Origin of the sequence: Oleidesulfovibrio sp. (assembly GCF_047973035.1) — a bacterium.
In the GTDB taxonomy this organism is placed as follows: Bacteria; Desulfobacterota; Desulfovibrionia; order Desulfovibrionales; family Desulfovibrionaceae; genus Oleidesulfovibrio.
Map to the genome: position 1 here is coordinate 167,028 of NZ_JBKEBF010000031.1, position 15,796 is coordinate 182,823.

At 53.6% G+C, this 15,796-nt stretch carries 12 protein-coding genes; 3 read left to right on the forward strand and 9 right to left on the reverse strand.

The genetic code is table 11. The features are described from left to right. Positions 1 to 71: 71 nt before the first annotated feature. Positions 72 to 296 (forward strand): hypothetical protein, encoded by a 225-nt coding sequence (locus tag ACK5LI_RS09530; protein ID WP_416948623.1) that lies wholly within the window; start codon positions 72 to 74, stop codon positions 294 to 296. A 249-nt stretch (positions 297 to 545) separates the two neighbouring features. Here the strand turns inward: ACK5LI_RS09530 and ACK5LI_RS09535 are convergent, their stop codons facing one another. From ACK5LI_RS09535 to ACK5LI_RS09545, 3 genes are all read right to left on the reverse strand, one after another. Beyond that, positions 546 to 1,997 (reverse strand): 4Fe-4S dicluster domain-containing protein, encoded by a 1,452-nt coding sequence (locus ACK5LI_RS09535; RefSeq protein WP_416948625.1) that lies wholly within the window; start codon positions 1,995 to 1,997, stop codon positions 546 to 548. Positions 1,998 to 2,281: 284 nt separating this feature from the next. After that, positions 2,282 to 2,806 carry a cyclic nucleotide-binding domain-containing protein gene (locus tag ACK5LI_RS09540; protein ID WP_416948627.1) on the reverse strand — a complete coding sequence of 175 codons (525 nt, stop codon included), beginning with the start codon at positions 2,804 to 2,806 and terminating at the stop codon, positions 2,282 to 2,284. Beyond that, positions 2,781 to 5,276, reverse strand: a complete 2,496-nt coding sequence (locus ACK5LI_RS09545) for an ABC transporter ATP-binding protein/permease (protein ID WP_416948629.1) — start codon at positions 5,274 to 5,276, stop codon at positions 2,781 to 2,783. The genes ACK5LI_RS09540 and ACK5LI_RS09545 overlap by 26 nt, the downstream gene beginning before the upstream one ends. Positions 5,277 to 5,448: 172 nt before the next feature. On the opposite strand from ACK5LI_RS09545, the gene ACK5LI_RS09550 reads away from it, so the two are divergent. Then, a complete protein-coding gene (locus tag ACK5LI_RS09550; RefSeq protein ID WP_416948631.1) occupies positions 5,449 to 8,088 on the forward strand; it encodes a SpoIIE family protein phosphatase in 2,640 nt (879 codons plus the stop codon). An 11-nt stretch (positions 8,089 to 8,099) separates the two neighbouring features. Next, a complete protein-coding gene (locus ACK5LI_RS09555; protein ID WP_416948633.1) occupies positions 8,100 to 8,432 on the forward strand; it encodes an STAS domain-containing protein in 333 nt (110 codons plus the stop codon). A 95-nt stretch (positions 8,433 to 8,527) separates the two neighbouring features. On the opposite strand, the gene ACK5LI_RS09560 is transcribed toward ACK5LI_RS09555, so the two are convergent. From ACK5LI_RS09560 to ACK5LI_RS09585, 6 genes are all read right to left on the reverse strand, one after another. Beyond that, a complete protein-coding gene (locus tag ACK5LI_RS09560; RefSeq protein ID WP_416948635.1) occupies positions 8,528 to 9,247 on the reverse strand; it encodes a molybdopterin-guanine dinucleotide biosynthesis protein MobB in 720 nt (239 codons plus the stop codon). Positions 9,248 to 9,569: 322 nt separating this feature from the next. Next, positions 9,570 to 10,283 carry a 4Fe-4S dicluster domain-containing protein gene (locus tag ACK5LI_RS09565; RefSeq protein ID WP_416948638.1) on the reverse strand — a complete coding sequence of 238 codons (714 nt, stop codon included), beginning with the start codon at positions 10,281 to 10,283 and terminating at the stop codon, positions 9,570 to 9,572. A 12-nt stretch (positions 10,284 to 10,295) separates the two neighbouring features. Beyond that, positions 10,296 to 13,316 carry a formate dehydrogenase-N subunit alpha gene (fdnG, locus tag ACK5LI_RS09570; RefSeq protein ID WP_416948640.1) on the reverse strand — a complete coding sequence of 1,007 codons (3,021 nt, stop codon included), beginning with the start codon at positions 13,314 to 13,316 and terminating at the stop codon, positions 10,296 to 10,298. 25 nt (positions 13,317 to 13,341) lie between these two features. Then, positions 13,342 to 13,569, reverse strand: coding sequence for a hypothetical protein (locus tag ACK5LI_RS09575; RefSeq protein ID WP_416948642.1), 228 nt, complete (start codon positions 13,567 to 13,569; stop codon positions 13,342 to 13,344). Between the two features lie 255 nt (positions 13,570 to 13,824). Then, a complete protein-coding gene (locus ACK5LI_RS09580; protein ID WP_416948644.1) occupies positions 13,825 to 14,754 on the reverse strand; it encodes a transposase in 930 nt (309 codons plus the stop codon). Between the two features lie 191 nt (positions 14,755 to 14,945). Then, positions 14,946 to 15,608, reverse strand: coding sequence for a TlpA disulfide reductase family protein (locus ACK5LI_RS09585; protein ID WP_416948646.1), 663 nt, complete (start codon positions 15,606 to 15,608; stop codon positions 14,946 to 14,948). Positions 15,609 to 15,796: the final 188 nt, after the last annotated feature.

Genomic DNA, 15,796 nt, shown 5'->3' on the forward strand with positions numbered 1-15,796 from the left:
TTGCCGCATTCACTGGTTACATACAGCGGGGCAAACAGAACAAGCCTACTGCCATAGACAGCCTGCTTTACATGACGGGCCGCATCAAGCACGGCGGCTTCAGTTTCAGGATCATCTTTTTGCAAAAGAACGGCAGCTTCGTACGCGAAAAGGCCGTTCAGTTCGCGGGCCTTCTGCAATATGGCGTCAACTTCGTCAGAACCCGCTTCTGCGGCTGCGTGGATGGTTTTCCAGATTCCGTCAATATCGATAAAGTCGCCGCATTCTCTGGTTACAGCTCTATTCTACTGAAATAACAGGGATGATTTTTCTGATTTCGGCATGGCGGTGCTCCGTGGCTTCTGCCGCACCGTCCGGACTGGCTGCATCCAGCCGCGCCGAGTTTGTCCGGTCTGCCGGTACCGGCAGGGATAAGAGGGGCAGGGCCGGGTAAGTGTGGGTGTCCCGGCCCTGCTAGGGGCATGAATAGAGAACAGGTAACAGGCATGATAAACAGAGCGGCGTGGGCCACCGCCCTGCGCGTTCTCTTAGTATAACAGCACTCCTTACTCGGCGGCGTCCGAGAGTCCGGGGCTGTTTGCTGCGAATTCGTTACAACGGCGTGCCGCTTTCTGAGGCTGCATCACGATGGCAGGCCCTGCCACGCAACCGCCCTGACAGCCCATGACTTCAATAAAGTTGCCTTCACAACCTTTTTTGACCCATGATTTCAGCTGTCTGAATGATTTTTTGTTAAGACCGTCCACACCTACAGGGCGAACTTCGGCACGGTTGCCGATATGTTCTTTGACTCCGGCGGTCACGCCGCCGCTGACAGGGAACGAGCGGCCTTCACGCAGTGCGGGGAACATAAATTCACCCTCTTCACACTCAGCTACTTTGATGTCCCTAGCTGTCAGCATGGCCACCATTTCCTGAAAAGTCAGAACATGGTCGACCAGTTCGTCATGCTTGCCTTCGTTGCGCTTTGCCACGCAAGGTCCGATGAATACCGTCACCATTTCAGAATCAAGCTTCTTTACCATGTCTGCAGTGTAATGCATGGGCGTACGGGTATCGGACACGAAGGGAGCAAGCTCTGTAAGGTGCTTGTCCACAAGCTGGGTGTATGCAGGGCAGCACGAAGAAGTCATGAAAGGCGCTCCGTGCTCCATACGCTCTACAAATTCATCCGCTTCAAGCTTGGCGGTGATGTCTGCGCCGGAAGCAACTTCCGCCACATCGGCAAAGCCCATAGCGCGTAACGCTGTGGCAAGCTGGCCCATACTGGCCTGCACCTGTCCGGCAATGGCGGGAGCGATGATAGCCACAACTTTGCGGCCTTCCTGAATACGGCGCAACACGTCAATCATCTGCGACTTTTCCAGCACTGCTGCAAACGGGCAGGCAGCCATACACTTGCCGCAGAAAATACAGCGGTCGTAGTCAATAACCTGTTTGCCGGTTTCGTCTTTGCTGATTGCGCCTGTGGGGCAGGATTCCTCGCAGGGAATCGGAATCTGAACAATAGCGTGATAGGGGCACACGTTCATGCATTTGCCACACTGCACGCATTTGTCGGGATCAATTTTGGACTTGCCGTCTACAATAAGGACGGCATCTTTAGGACAGTGCTGCACGCAGGCCTCTGCAAGGCAGCCACGGCAGGCACTGGTTGCTTCGTAGTGAGTGCGCACACAACCATTGCAGGCTTCATCAATAAAAGTCAGCATGTTGCCGTTGATGGAATCGCGCTCTTTTGCACCGCGGGCATATTCGCTGAGCGAAGTAAGTTCGTCGACTTCTTCTTCAATGGCATAGCCCAGCATCGCCATGCAGCGATAGCGGATGATGGCCCTGTCACGGTAGATACAACAGCGGGAGCTTTGGGCTTTTCTGGGACGCATTTCCAGTGGGATTCTGGCGACTTGCTCTTCAAACGAATCACCATGGAACGCCTTTGCAATGCGGACCATAATTTCAAAGTTGATTGTGTTATCGTATGTTCTAAAATACATTACGGTTGCTCCGGTTGCTTCTCATATACCCAGCCCCGTTCGGGGTCCGAACCATACGGGCATATGACAGGAGAACCACGCGCCCGCTGCCTGATTGCCTACACAAACAAGATGCCATTTGCAACCCCTGAAACAGGTGTCACGCTAAAATAACGGCACAGAGCAAATTCTTTTTTTCACAATCAAACAACCCTTCCTTCTGAATTATCATGAAGAAAGGGTTGCGAGAGCACGCCGCAAAAGCGATTATTTTTTATAAAAAGATTTTTCAGACCGCTTCTCGGTCAAATCAGGCTGACCCCCACCTCCGGCGAGTCTTCCTTGCAGCAAGGGGTGTTACGCAGGATGTTCTCTTCCCACTCAACCACCGCCTGACAAAGAGCCTGCATAAAACGCATGGCCACTTCCGGTGCACTTTGAATATCGACCAGCAATTTTTTTCGCGGCAAAACCAGACACACTGTGGGCTCTGCAGCCCGCACGGAAAACAACCTGCGTGTTTCTGCCAGCAGGGCAAGACTGCCCAGAAATTCGCCGGCCGAATAGCGCTTGCAAGAGTGAACCTGCCCTTCAACTTCACGAACAGCTTCCAACACGCCGCTGACTACAATATAAGCGTTACTGTCCCGCTCATCCTGCCGGAAGATGTATTCTCCCTCCATATACCTGACCCGCTCGCACAGATAAGCATATGACCGGATCACATCCAGCGGCAGTTCCCTGAAGATGGATATCGAGCGCAGCAGCTCGACATTGGCGTCATATTCGCAGCCGCTGTTACCTTCAGCTGCCTTTGTGTACAAGACCATACAGCGCCCCTTTGCGTTCCATCAGTTCATTCCACGAACCATGCTCAATTATGCGTCCTGCCTTAAGCACGGCAATTCTGTCATATCCTTTTAATGTATCAAGCCGGTGCACAACGGAAAGAACAGTGCTGTGCCCTTTCCATTTTCGCTCCAGCAAATTTTGTATGCGCGACTGCGAAGCATTGTCCAGAGCTGATGTGGCCTCGTCCAGAACAAGTATGGGTGGTTCCTTCAAAAAGGCGCGGGCCAGTGCCACCTTCTGCTGTTGCCCGCCCGAAAGCCTGTCACCCATGCTGCCCACACGGAACTCAAGGCCCAGCCGCAGCATCTGCTCAAGTACGCCTTCCACAATCAGCAGCTGCATAACGCGTTGGTAGATGCGTTCCTCCGCCCCCGCGCTATCGGCTTTTACGTGCCCGTAAACAATATTATCCAGTACGGACTGGCCCCGCAGATAACTTTCACGGTTGTAGAACGCTATCTGCGGCTGCGGATTATTTTCCAGTTCTTCGCGCAGCACAGTGCGGAACTGCGGAAGAACAGTAGTAATATGGCCCGGCAGAGGCACTATTTTATGCCTTGCGGGCAGATAGGTAAAAGCAATGCGCAGCAGTGCCTGAACATCCTGCTCCGATAGCTCAGCCGCCCGTCTGACATCTCGCAGCTTACGGGCAAGTTGCTGTGCTTCTTCATACCGTTCCTGCGGTACAGGGCTTTTTTCAAACAGTTCAGAATCGGCGGAAGCACTGCCGATAATGTCTACCGTACGGGTAAGCAGGTCCTGCCCCAGTTGCAGCAGGGGGGCAAACAGATCTTCTTTTTCCAGCAAGGCGCGGAACTGTTTGTTCGCCGGTAGTCCGGATTCCTGCCATTCCGGTGTCAGAGGCGTGCCGAAAAGCAGGTTTTCCGCCATGGAGCCATACATCATGAACCGGCTCTCATCGAACTGCTCTATATCATGCTCAAGCTCTGCCCCATGCAGCTCCTGAAAGCGGCTTCGTCCGCGGATGACCCCGTTGCGGAAGGCATTGTCCGAATCTTTATCGAGCACTGCCCGCAGGCTGAAGCGAAGCACATCGGCAAACAAGCCGACCTGCTGCAATACCTCTATCACACGGTCAAGGTCCGGCACCCTGCTTTTGTCAGCCCCCTGCACCACAAGAGCCTCGCAACCGTAGACAAGATTTTCATAAATAGTCCCGTCAAAAATAAACGGCTGCTGTGCGACCACTCCCATATTGGAAATGACATCAAGGCGCGTAAGATCTTTCACCTCGTGCCCGTCGATCATCACACTGCCGCCGGTGTATTTGTAGTGCTGCGAAACAAGCCGCGCCAGAGTGGATTTACCGCTGCCCGAAAAGCCGACCAGCGCCACATGTTCTCCGGGTTTTACCGTCATGGATATTTTGTCTACCAGCCGGATATTACCGCCCACATCGTACACAGCATCTTTAACGGAAATTTCGCCCTTAAAGGTGTAAGGTTCGCGCCCCTGCGGCACAGCAAGCACTTCCGGCTCGTAATCAAAATAATCCATCACCTGCTTGTAGCGAACCTTGCTGTCCTGCCACAGCTGGTAAAACTCCATAAGTTCTTTCCACGGATCATAAACCTTTTCATAGGCAGAAAGAAACGCGACCAGCGCACCAAGGTCAAAGCGGCCGTTAATCGCCAGATAGCCACCCACAAGAAACAAAATAAACGGACCGAGTGACTGAAAAAAGTTGTTCACAAACTTGATGCCGAACTTCAGGGCGTTAAGCCTGACTGCCAGCTTGTACAGCCCCTCCAGCCCCTTACCGAAGCGTTTGCCCTCAAGTGCTACGGATGCGTTGCCATGCACTTCGCTTATGCCGGAAACAGATTCACCGATTTTACCGCTCAAGTCGCGGATAGCCGAAGTCCGCTGCCGGTTGGTCGTATTATACCAGCGCTGCAGCCACGGAATAAACAACATTTCAATGGGATACACGGCGATACTCAAACCTGCCAGCAGCGGGTTAAGCCAAAACATGTACCCCGCAAACCCCAGAAACGTAAGAATATTGACCACCGGCGCAGAAATACCGCTGCCTACGAATGCAGCCATGGACTCCAGTTCGGTCATGACGCTGGAAATAACCAGCCCCGGTGAAGTCTTGCGGAAAAAAGGCAGCGGAAGAGAAAGGATATGCTCGTACAACTCGCGCCGCATCCGCATAAGAGTGCGGTTGCCTATCCACCCCTGCAGCAGGTTGATGGCATATTTCAGTACGCCGGCACTGATTACAGCGGCGATGTACAGCCCACAGTACAGAACAAGCGCTTCAAAATCCCCCATGCCGATAGCCTGGTTGATAATGCGTTTCTGCATTTCCAAAGGTAGAATACGCATGGCAACCGTAATCAGAATAATGCCGACCAGCAGGGCCTGCAATCTGGCGTTGCCCTTGAACACCCAGTAATATAGAGAACGTTTTGTGACCATTCGACGAGCCGCCCGGTAAAAGCTTGTATTGTTCTGCAACGGCAGCATCCGATGCGCTTTCATCCTGCACCAAATACTGTTATACAAGTAATCTGTCACACCCTGCCGACCGTTGCAATGCTCTATACGCACAACGGGTATACTATAAGATCAAATCGGCAACGGAACTGCTATGAATATTCGCTGGAAATTTTTTTCTGTTCTGCTGGCATCAAGTGTATTGCCCCTTCTGGTTGTCAGCATGCTTATTGCCGTGCTGGGCGACAACATCGAGCGTGACGTCATACGCGAAACCAGAGCGGAGCTGAGCGACCGTGCAAGCGGAGCCATGCTGAACATGGCCCGCAACTATGCCTCTGGTTTAATGCAGGACATTCAGGCTCTCAGCGTCATTGCGCACACCTTGCAGCGCGAGGCAGAACGGCTGGCCGTATCACCTCCCCCTGAAGAAGCTACCGCACTTTTCAGCGAAGATGTCCACCCGCAGCTGCCCTACCCGCCGGATATGGAACTGGATGAAGCTTATTCCGGCAGGCCCGGCGGCATGATGATGACCGCTGCCACAGGGTATGTAAGCTTTGGCAGCATGGTTTTCCATGTTCCCTCCGGTTCACCGACGGAAAAACAAAGAGAAGAAGCAAAGCGCTTTCTGCCGCTCCTTTCCATCATGCGCGACGTGCGTGGCATTTTCGGCTCCTATATCTACCGCATGTACATAGGCCTGGAAAACGGCATGACAGGCATGTATCCGGGCACTCCGGATATTCCTGCACGGTACGACCCGCGCATCAGGCCGTGGTACCGTGCGGCAGCCATACGAGATTCCATCACGTGGACGTCTCCTGTGGTGGATATGATCACCGGTAGGCTGACACTTAACCTTTCCATTCCCCTGCATGCAGAAGACGGCACTCTGCTGGGCGTTGCCGCTCTGGATATTCTGATGCAGCAAGGCCTTCAGGCGCACTCCGTTGTGTCTCACTGGTCGGACGATCTGGACATGCTGCTGGTACTCAAAGAGCCGGATGAAAAAGGCCTGCCCTTACTACGGGTTGTAGGACGGACGCTACGCGATAATGAAGGCAAACAGATGTGGCGCATGATGACACGCGACTCCGGCATCCCCATTCCCAGAGGTGAACCTCTGGACACTCTGCGCGCCAAGATGAGCAAAAAAAGTGACGGGGTAATGGATCTTGTCTTTCAGGGAGAACCATCTTTGCTGGCGTACGCCCCCATCACAGACGACCTGAGCGTTATCATCATCACCCCCCGTAGCGTTATTGAAGAAGTGCCCGACACCATCAGTAAAATGCTCACAGAAAGTGACGAGGCCATGAATCTTGTCGTCGGCATTTCACTTCTTACAGTACTGCTGGGTGCATTCATACTGTCACTGCTGGCTTCACGGGCCACCACCAAGCCGCTTATGGACATTGTCAACGCAGCCCGCAGGTTGTCTCAGGGGGACTGGACAGCCCATATTCCTGTCCGGTTAGGGGATGAGCGTGACGAAGTGATTAATGCCTTCAACGAGATGGGCCCCCGACTCAGCAAACAGATACAGATACAGCAGGCTCTGGATGTTGCGCATGAAATACAGACGAGCCTTCTCCCTTCGGCTGCTCCGCCTTTCACGGGCTGGGATATTTCAGGCCGCAGTTCCTATTGCGATGAAACAGGTGGTGATTATTATGACTACATCCTTACCGAAGGAGCCGGAGGGCCGTCCCTTACTGTTGTTCTGGGGGATGTTTCAGGGCACGGACTTCCGTCAGCCCTGCTGATGGCAACAGGCCGTTCCTTGCTGCGTGGTCAGGCTGACAGTAATCAATGTCTGGCGCATCGCATCGAACGGGCTAACGCTATTCTCTCTGAAGACGTGAACGGCACAGGCAGATTTATCACACTCTTTGCTCTGGCTATTTCCCCTGCTTCGCGAGTGGTGCAGTGGGTACGTGCAGGGCACGATCCGGCCATTGTATATAACGCCGCGGATGGTTCTTTTTCGCAGCTGCAGGGCAGCGGCCTGCCGCTGGGGGTCGTCCCCGATGCGCAATACTCTGCCGAAGAAGTGGAACTGCCTGAAAAGTCCGTTGTGCTGCTGGGAACTGACGGTATATGGGAAGCTGTAAACAGTCAGGGAGAGATGTTCGGTAAAGACCGGCTGTACGGAATCATCAGCACTCATGCGAACCTTTGTGCGCACGAAATAAGTCAGGCTGTCATTGATGCCGTAAACGAGTTTACGCGCGGTGCCACCCGCCTTGACGACGTGACGCTGGTAGTACTCAAGCCGCAGGCAGGCAGCTGCGGCCACGCGGTCACTGATGAGCATGACGTTCCGCCGGAATCCGATGACACCATCTACGTCCGGTTGCATTCAACACAGGATGCTCCTGCGTTAAACGATGTCATTGATAAAATGTGCGAACGTGCTAAGTGCTCGCAACGCGCACGCTTTTCATTCACACTGGCCATTGACGAACTCGTTACAAACGTTTTTGAACATGGCAGCGAAGAAGGTACAGAGCGCAGGGTCGAGGTGTGGATGTGGCTGCAGGGCACGGTACTGCGCGCGCGGCTGGAGGATAACGGACATCCCTTTAACTGCACTAAAGCACCCCCGCCGGAGCTGAATGTGCCCCTTGAAAAGCGCAAAAAGCCTGTAGGCGGGATGGGTATTCATCTGGTAAAACAGTTCATGGACGACTTCAGGTACGTTCGTGAAAAAAATAAAAACATTATCCTGCTGGGAAAGCAGCTTGCTGAAGACCCGCAGCAAAAGCCACAGCAGAAGATAGAAGAATAAAGGAGCCACGCATGACGCTGAACACCATTACGCACGATTCCGTGACGATTCTGGAGATGCGTGAAAGACTGGACGGACAGGACACCCAGAAGCTTGAACAGACTGTTGAAAGTCTGCTTTCCGAAGGCGCCAAGAGCCTGCTGTTTGACTTCGAAGACCTTGATTACATTAACAGCTCCGGCCTGAGAATTCTGGTCATGGCGTACCAGCGACTGCACCCTTCCGGTGGCAGGGTAACGGTATGCTGTGCCCGCGATTACATTCAGGAAGTGTTTGAAATTTCAGGATACGACAAGCTTTTCGGCATGTACGAAACGCGTGAAGCCGCACTGAAATCGTTATAAAAAAACGCTGTCCGATACACATCCGGACAGCGTTTTTTTATCAAAACAACACTTGCGGCGGGAAATTATCCCCGCCTGTGCACACGGGTTGCGCGCTATTTAATGTGAATCTCCACCGGCCCCGGCGAATAGCCTTTCAACTCGCTGAGCATTCCTTTAATCGCACCGGATACAATACGCGCGACAAAAGGATTCATGCCTATGGGAGCGCCTCCCACCGTCACGGTGAAGTCATCCCCCAGACTTTTACAGTCTGCGGGAGTAGCGCTGCCGGCAACAATGCGTTGCGCAAGGCCTGCACAGTCTTCTTCGCCGCACTCCCCGCAGTCAAGGGCAGGCAACGTAAAGCCGCGCTCTACGGCAAGAAAGGCAAGTCCGGCAATACTGTTCTGGTCAAACACCGGCAATCCGCCCGCCGTGGGAGAAGTGCTGTCCCGATAATTCCACGCGGCAACAGCCAGACCGGCCCCCAACTCCTGCTCATCCTGTGCATTGCGCAGGCACACCACGCGCGGCAGCCATCCAAGCTGCTTACCGCCTTCCACCAGCAGGACATCAGCGGCAAGTAACGGCAGCAAGTCGGGCAGGTGCCGTTTGCGGCTCCAGAAAATGGCAGCTTCATCATTACCAAGTCCTACCACTATGCGCCCCGGCTTCATCAAGCGTTCTGTATCCCTGTCGCTTTTATCCAGCTTGTGATGAGCAAACTTGGCGATGGCAACAGTATGTCCGACTTTTTCCAACGCATCCGCCAGAAGACCGGTAAGCGTTGTTTTTCCTGAGTCCTTGAACCCCACAATGCCTATAGCTTTCATAATTCCTCCGTATATGCGCAGCACCGTCCGGCAGCAGAACGCGCTTCTGGAGCTTGCTGAAAATTTTAAATCCTGCCCCTGCGTTGTAACAGAGAAAAGCCACGTCCTGTAACACAAAATGCGTACACAAAAAATGCCGTTCTCGTGTCCTTGCAACCAGCAGAACACAAAAACGGCAGACTACCTTAGTCATTCTGCCCCACGCGGAAAGCAAAGGTAGAGAGCCTCCGTTTTCGAACGCCCAGAACAAAAACGGAGACAGGATTCATAGTTAAAAAAACTGCGGTGCCGCAGGAATGCGGCACCGCAGAGTCAGTTTTTTCTAAACGCGGGTACGACGCCCCATAATACGCGCAAACATCTGCTTTCTATTCATATGCAGCGGGCCGAGATCAGCTACAGCTTTAGTGAAGTAGCTCAGCGGGTCCTGCTGGAACAGGTAGATAACGCGCACATCATCGGGGTCACCCAACACGGCGTCAGGGTACTGGCCTTTTACCTCTTCAAGACGGGCTTCCGCCAGCTCCCTCATTTCCTCTTCATCGCCGAAGTTCATAGTGCCGGTGGGACACGAAGTCACACAGGCAGGCTTCAGACCATTGTGCACTCTGTCGAGGCACATGTCGCACTTGGACATAACCTTGCTTTCGGCATCCACCCGCGGAATGTCATAGGGGCATGCATCGCGTACGCCCTGCGCATCCACATTTTTGGTGTTGCGGGTAAAGATAACCGCGCCGGTCAGTTCGTCACGGATGATGGCGGACTCGTCATCAATCATGGCCTGATACATACATGGCGGTTCCACGCAATGACGGCACTGCTCGGGGAAGAACAACCAGTCCACTTTTCCTTCAACTACCACCTCGGTAAACCGCACAAGGCGATACGAGGTAAAGCTGAGGTCGCGGGGATTCTGGTGCGATCCCCAGTTGATGGTCTCTTCTGCCGGCAACTTGTGCCACTGCTTACAAGCTATCTGACATCCGCGGCAGGCTGTGCAGCGGGTAAGATCTACAAAGAATGACTTTCCCATTTTTCAGCCTCCTTACATTTTGCGGACGTCAACCATGAACGCCTTGGTTTCAGGGATGCCGGTGTTCGGGTCGCCCACAGATGGCGTAAGCAGGTTTGCCGCGTCGCCGCCGTTTTTCGGGGTCATCCAACCGTAATGCCACGGCAGGCCCACAAGGTGAACTTCGTTACCCTGCACATTAAAGGGCTTGATACGCTTGGTGACAATAGCCACACACTCCAGCGAGCCACGCAGGCTGGAAACACGTACCTTTTCGCCACCTACAATACCGCGAAGCGCTGCAAGCTCTTCACTCATTTCCACAAAGAGCTGCGGCTCGGCTTCAATCAGCCAGCCCTGGTTACGGGTCATCAGACCGGTCTGCCAATGTTCCGTCACGCGGTACGTTGTGCCTACAAACGGGAAACGCGGGTCGCATACGGCTGCGTCTTCGCCCTTGATGACGTATGCCGTGGGGTTATGCAGCTGCGGCGAGAAGGGGTTGTCCTTAATAGGACATTCCAGAGGCTCGTAATGCTCGGGAAAGGGGCCTTCTTCACGACCGGGGCCGAATATCTGACCGGCTCCGTGCTTACGCATAATGAACGGATGCTTTGTTCCGGGCTTCCAGCCGCCATCAGGCACATCGCCAACCCAGCCTTCACCGTTCCATGCGATAACAGGCTTTTCTGGTGCCCACGGGGTGCCCTTGGCATCTACGGAAGCACGGTTGTACAGAATGCGCCGGTTGACAGGCCAGCACCACGACCAGTTGGGGTACAGACCGATTTTAGCCTGTTCCGGAGTCTGGGTTTTATCGCGGCGGGCTGCCATGTTGCCTTTATCGGTATATGAGTTGCAGTACAGCCAGTTGCCGGAACAGGTCGAGCCATCGTCCTGCAGGAAGGCAAAGCTGGGGACCTGCTGGCCCTTCTTGTAGGTCTTGCCCTTGATGGTCACATCACGCAGGAAGTAACCGTTGATCAGCTTTGCAACCTTATGTGGGTCGAAAACATGATCGGTATGCCAGTCTTCCAGATTCAGATGCAGGATAGGATCGGGGAAAACGCCGCCTTCTTTCTGGTACAGATGACGGAGCTTTTCCATCAGTTCGTATACGATGTCGCCATCGGGCTTGTTTCCGGCAAAAGGCTTCGGCCCTGCGTAGCGCCACTGCATCCAGCGACCGGAGTTGGTAACGGAACCTTCTTTTTCAATGGAAACCGCACACGGCAGCATGAATACTTCCGTCTTGATCTTGGAAGGATCCATACCGGGGCCTTTCCAGAACGAGCTGGTTTCGTTTTCAAAGATGTTCACGTTGACCAGCCAGTCCAGCTTGCCCATGGCTTCGCGGTTTTTATTGGCGTTTGCACCGCCGCAGGCGGGGTTCATGCCCCATGCGAAGAAGCCCTTGAACTGCTCCTTGTGCATTTTTTCAAACAGCGACAGCCAGAAGTAGTCCGTCATGGGCTTATGCGAATCCACCTTGGGCAGCCAGTTATAGGCGCTTTCCAGCGAAGCTTCGGGGTACATGGCTTTCAGCAGGCTGGCCACGTACTTGGGCTTGTTCTGCCACCAGTTGGCCGACATTTCGTCGTTGCTGACCGGAGTATTGGCCTTGTTATAAGCCTCCAGTGAAGGCCAGGCGGACTTGGGCACGCTGAGGTAGCCAGGAATGATATGCGCCAGCAGACACTGGTCGGTGGAACCCTGTACGTTGGATTCGCCGCGCAGCGCGTTAACACCGCCGCCTGCCACGCCGACATTACCCAACAGCAACTGAATGATTGCCATGGCGCGGATGTTCTGCACACCCACGGTATGCTGAGTCCAGCCCATAGCGTACATAATTGTACCGGCTTTATCCGGCTTGCCCGTGGCGGCAAAAGATTCGTACACCTCGAGCAGTTCTTTTCTCGGTGTACCGGTAATATCCACTACCTTGTCCACGGTGTAGCGTTCAAAATGCTTTTTCAACAGATTGAATACGCACCGGGGGTGCTGCAAAGTTTTGTCACGGGCAGGCACACCGTTTTTGTCGGTCTCAAATGCCCATTGCGACTTGTCGTACTTGCGCTTTTTAGGATCATATCCGCTGAAGAAGCCGTCTTCGAACGAATACTTTTCGCCCACGATAAATGAAGCGTTGGTGTACTCGGCAACGTACTCTTTAAAGTACAGATTGTTATCAAGGATATACTTGATAAGACCGCCGAGGAACGGAATATCCGCACCGGAACGGATCTGGGCAAACAGATCGCAGCGTGCCGATGTACGGGTGTACCGCGGGTCCACATGGATAAGCTTCGCTCCGGCGTCTTTGGCCTTGAGCACCCACTTAAATGAAATTGGATGGTTTTCGGCAGCGTTGCTGCCCATTATCAGAATGCAATCACTGTTCTTCAGATCGATCCAGTGGTTGGTCATCGCACCGCGTCCGAACGACTCTGCCAGAGCCGCTACAGTTGCGCTGTGTCAGATACGCGCCTGATGCTCAATGTACACCAGGCCGAGGGCTCTGAGGAAGCTCTGATAAGTCCAGCATTCCTCGTTATCAAGCGCTGCGGAACCGCAGGATGCAATGGCTTCGGTTCTGTTAACCGTTTCGCCTTTTTCGTTCTTGGTGCTGAAGGATTCATCGCGGGTTTTCTTGACTCGGGCGGCGATATTTTCCAGTGCCCATTCCCACGATACCGGCTGCCAGTGATCGCTGTAGGGTGCGCGATACATGGGGGTGGAAGGACGTCTGTCGTTTTCGGCAAGCTGCCAGATGGATGCGCCCTTGGCGCACAGGGCGCCTTCGTTGATAGGATGGTCAGGATCGCCTTCTACGTTGATGGCGCGGCCCGAACCGTCTTTAGATGTATGAACGATAAGGCCGCAGCCTACCGCACAGTAACAACAGACAGAGGTGGTCTGTTTTGCCCATTCCAGCTTGAGCAGTTGCGCTCTGGCAACGCCCGGCGCAAGGCTGAGTCCAAGCCCTGCGAAAGCAGACGCCGTTGCCGCTCCGGCTGCTGCTTTCAGGAAGGTTCTACGTGATACCGTCATCGTGCCTCCTTTGTGATGCCGCATGTTATCGTCCCCGTATCTCGCGTCCCAGACGAACCAGCAGGCGGAAGCCCGCAGGTCGTTGCGGTTCGGGCCAATGTTCGCTCTGCGTGGTCTGACAACGCAAAACTGCAAACACAGGCACAAGCAGACGTGCCCGCAGCCTTACCGGAGTAAGACTGTGCCCGAGACCCGCAAAGGGTACGCCTTCTGCGGGGGAATTCGCGGTCTGCCTGATGTGGGGTGTATCCATGCCGTCACCTTCGGGGTTACATATGCTTCCGGAACTGCTCCGGCAGCATATCTTTTTCCAGTATGACGATACTAGCGGCACCATGACCAGTTCTCAAAAAAGGCTGTCTTGTTTGACTTCTGGCACACTTGGCACACATCAATGTGTACAAATTCAATATGTTAAATTTAACACAAGGAATTCATACTCACGGTCTGACACAGATATTGAGAATACGTGAACGGAAGAAGCTGGAAAGAAAAAGAAAAAAGACGGTTAGCCTATGGCAGAAACGCCCTGCGCACCGGCTTGCGGGGAGGCGGTTACCACCACTCCCTCAGGTGTGGTTTCAGGCACAAAGTCACACAGGTAACGCACCAGCACGGGAAACAGATCACCATGACGAATATTATAGCGGAATTCCAGCTCCTTAAGATACAAAGGGAAGCGACGCGGAGTTATACCCTTGAACATCTTCAGCCGCTTTTCAGCAAACGCCCAGAAGCCCTGCCCGCTTTCCACGGCAACAGGTCTGTCGTGACGCCGGAGATACTCATACGGCAGGCTGTCATCACCGCAGAAAACCAGTGCGTCGTAATGACGGTAACGGTCAGTCCACACAAGGTTGCCTGCCCGCTCCACTTTCAGATGAAAGCTGTGGTTGAAATGGAAGATAGTTTCCGCAGACATGCCGGAAACAAGGTCGATGAAAAGCCGTCCGCTTCGCTCCATAATGCCAAAAACCGGCACCGTACCGCGCAAGCGTGATGAGGCCTCCGGGTCACCTGTAAGTTTGCGGTTACGCAAAAAGTTACCAAGCCCCGTTTCCGGACCAAGCAGCTGCACAGCGTCAGGGGCGTGCGCCAGAATGGCAAAGCGCATGGTCGTGACGGCTTTGTAGGTGGCATTATACGAAAGGCCCGCCTCTACAGCCATCTGATGGACTGTCGGCTCACTTTCAAACAAGTCGGCCAGTCGCAGCCACGTTTGCGGCGACAGTCCGCCATTATTGATCCAGCGACCGCTGAAATCCTGAAATGTATATTTGCATCGGGCACATCTCGCACGTCCTCCGGCAAGATCATACAGTTTGTCCTCGCCGCAACGGGGACAAAAACGCAGACCACCGGGCCAGCATTCTGCCAGCACGTATGCAAGTGCAGCTTCTTCAGACTGCAACAGCTCTTGTCGAGATGCTTTAGACATTACAATGATATATACAGAATTCACCCCGAAGGCAAACAGGGGAACCGTCAAAAAACGGTAAGTTATGACACGCCAAAAGCAGACCTGAACACCGGCATCCGATAGCACGCAACACGATGCAGAACTTCCGTAACAATGCGCCGCGTTTTTTCATCAACGCTGAAGCCCTATAGCAGTGAGACAAAAATCTGTCATGGTAAAACTGCAATTCGCCGCAGAAATTCACGCGGGTCTTCCGTAAAGCGTCCCAAAAGCAGTTCACGCCGCTCCAGTCCGGCAGAGCCCTTAACAACAACATGCAGTGCCGGAACGGGAAGGTTGCCCAGCTTACTGTACAGCTCCATGTCCGGATCAGCAAACAGGGCAAACTTTATCTGATGTTTGTCTCTGAATTTATCAACCAAATCAGGCGTATCTCCTGCCGCAATACCCAGCAGAAGAACACGGTTGTCCAAACCCAGCTTGTATATTTCTGCATTCAGCATAGCCAGCAAAGGAGCTTCCTGCTGGCACGGCCCGCAAAACCAGCTGTATACATTGATAAGCAGTACATCCGCCTCCAGTTCCGACAAAAAAAATGCCGAATCAGGCAGCCCGAGCGCAGCAGCCTGAGGATGTGCCGGAAGCTTGAGGTCTGGAAAAGGTTGCCCTGCCTGCGCACTTGATAGCGGCAACAACAGAATGCAAAGCAGCAGGCAACAGCCCGAAAGCCTTGCCGCATCCCGCAAGCAGCCTTTTCTCCCTGTTCCCCCTCGACCTCTTTCAGCCTGTCCTCTTTGGAATATAGCTCCGGCCATAGGGGCATTCGCGCAGTACGACTTTGACCAAGGCGTAAAAATGTGAGCAATATTCATGCAGCACACTCCTTTTCGGATGGTTATTCACGGTGTTCCTGCATCCCTGAAAGCAGCTTCTTATCATCAAGCCTACCCCGTGCATTACAGTATGACAATGAAAACCGGCTATAAAAGCGGCAGACAGACACATCATGCTGAACAGCTCCCTTCCTTTTACCGGCTTCCGTACGCTTGCCCAAAAGCAC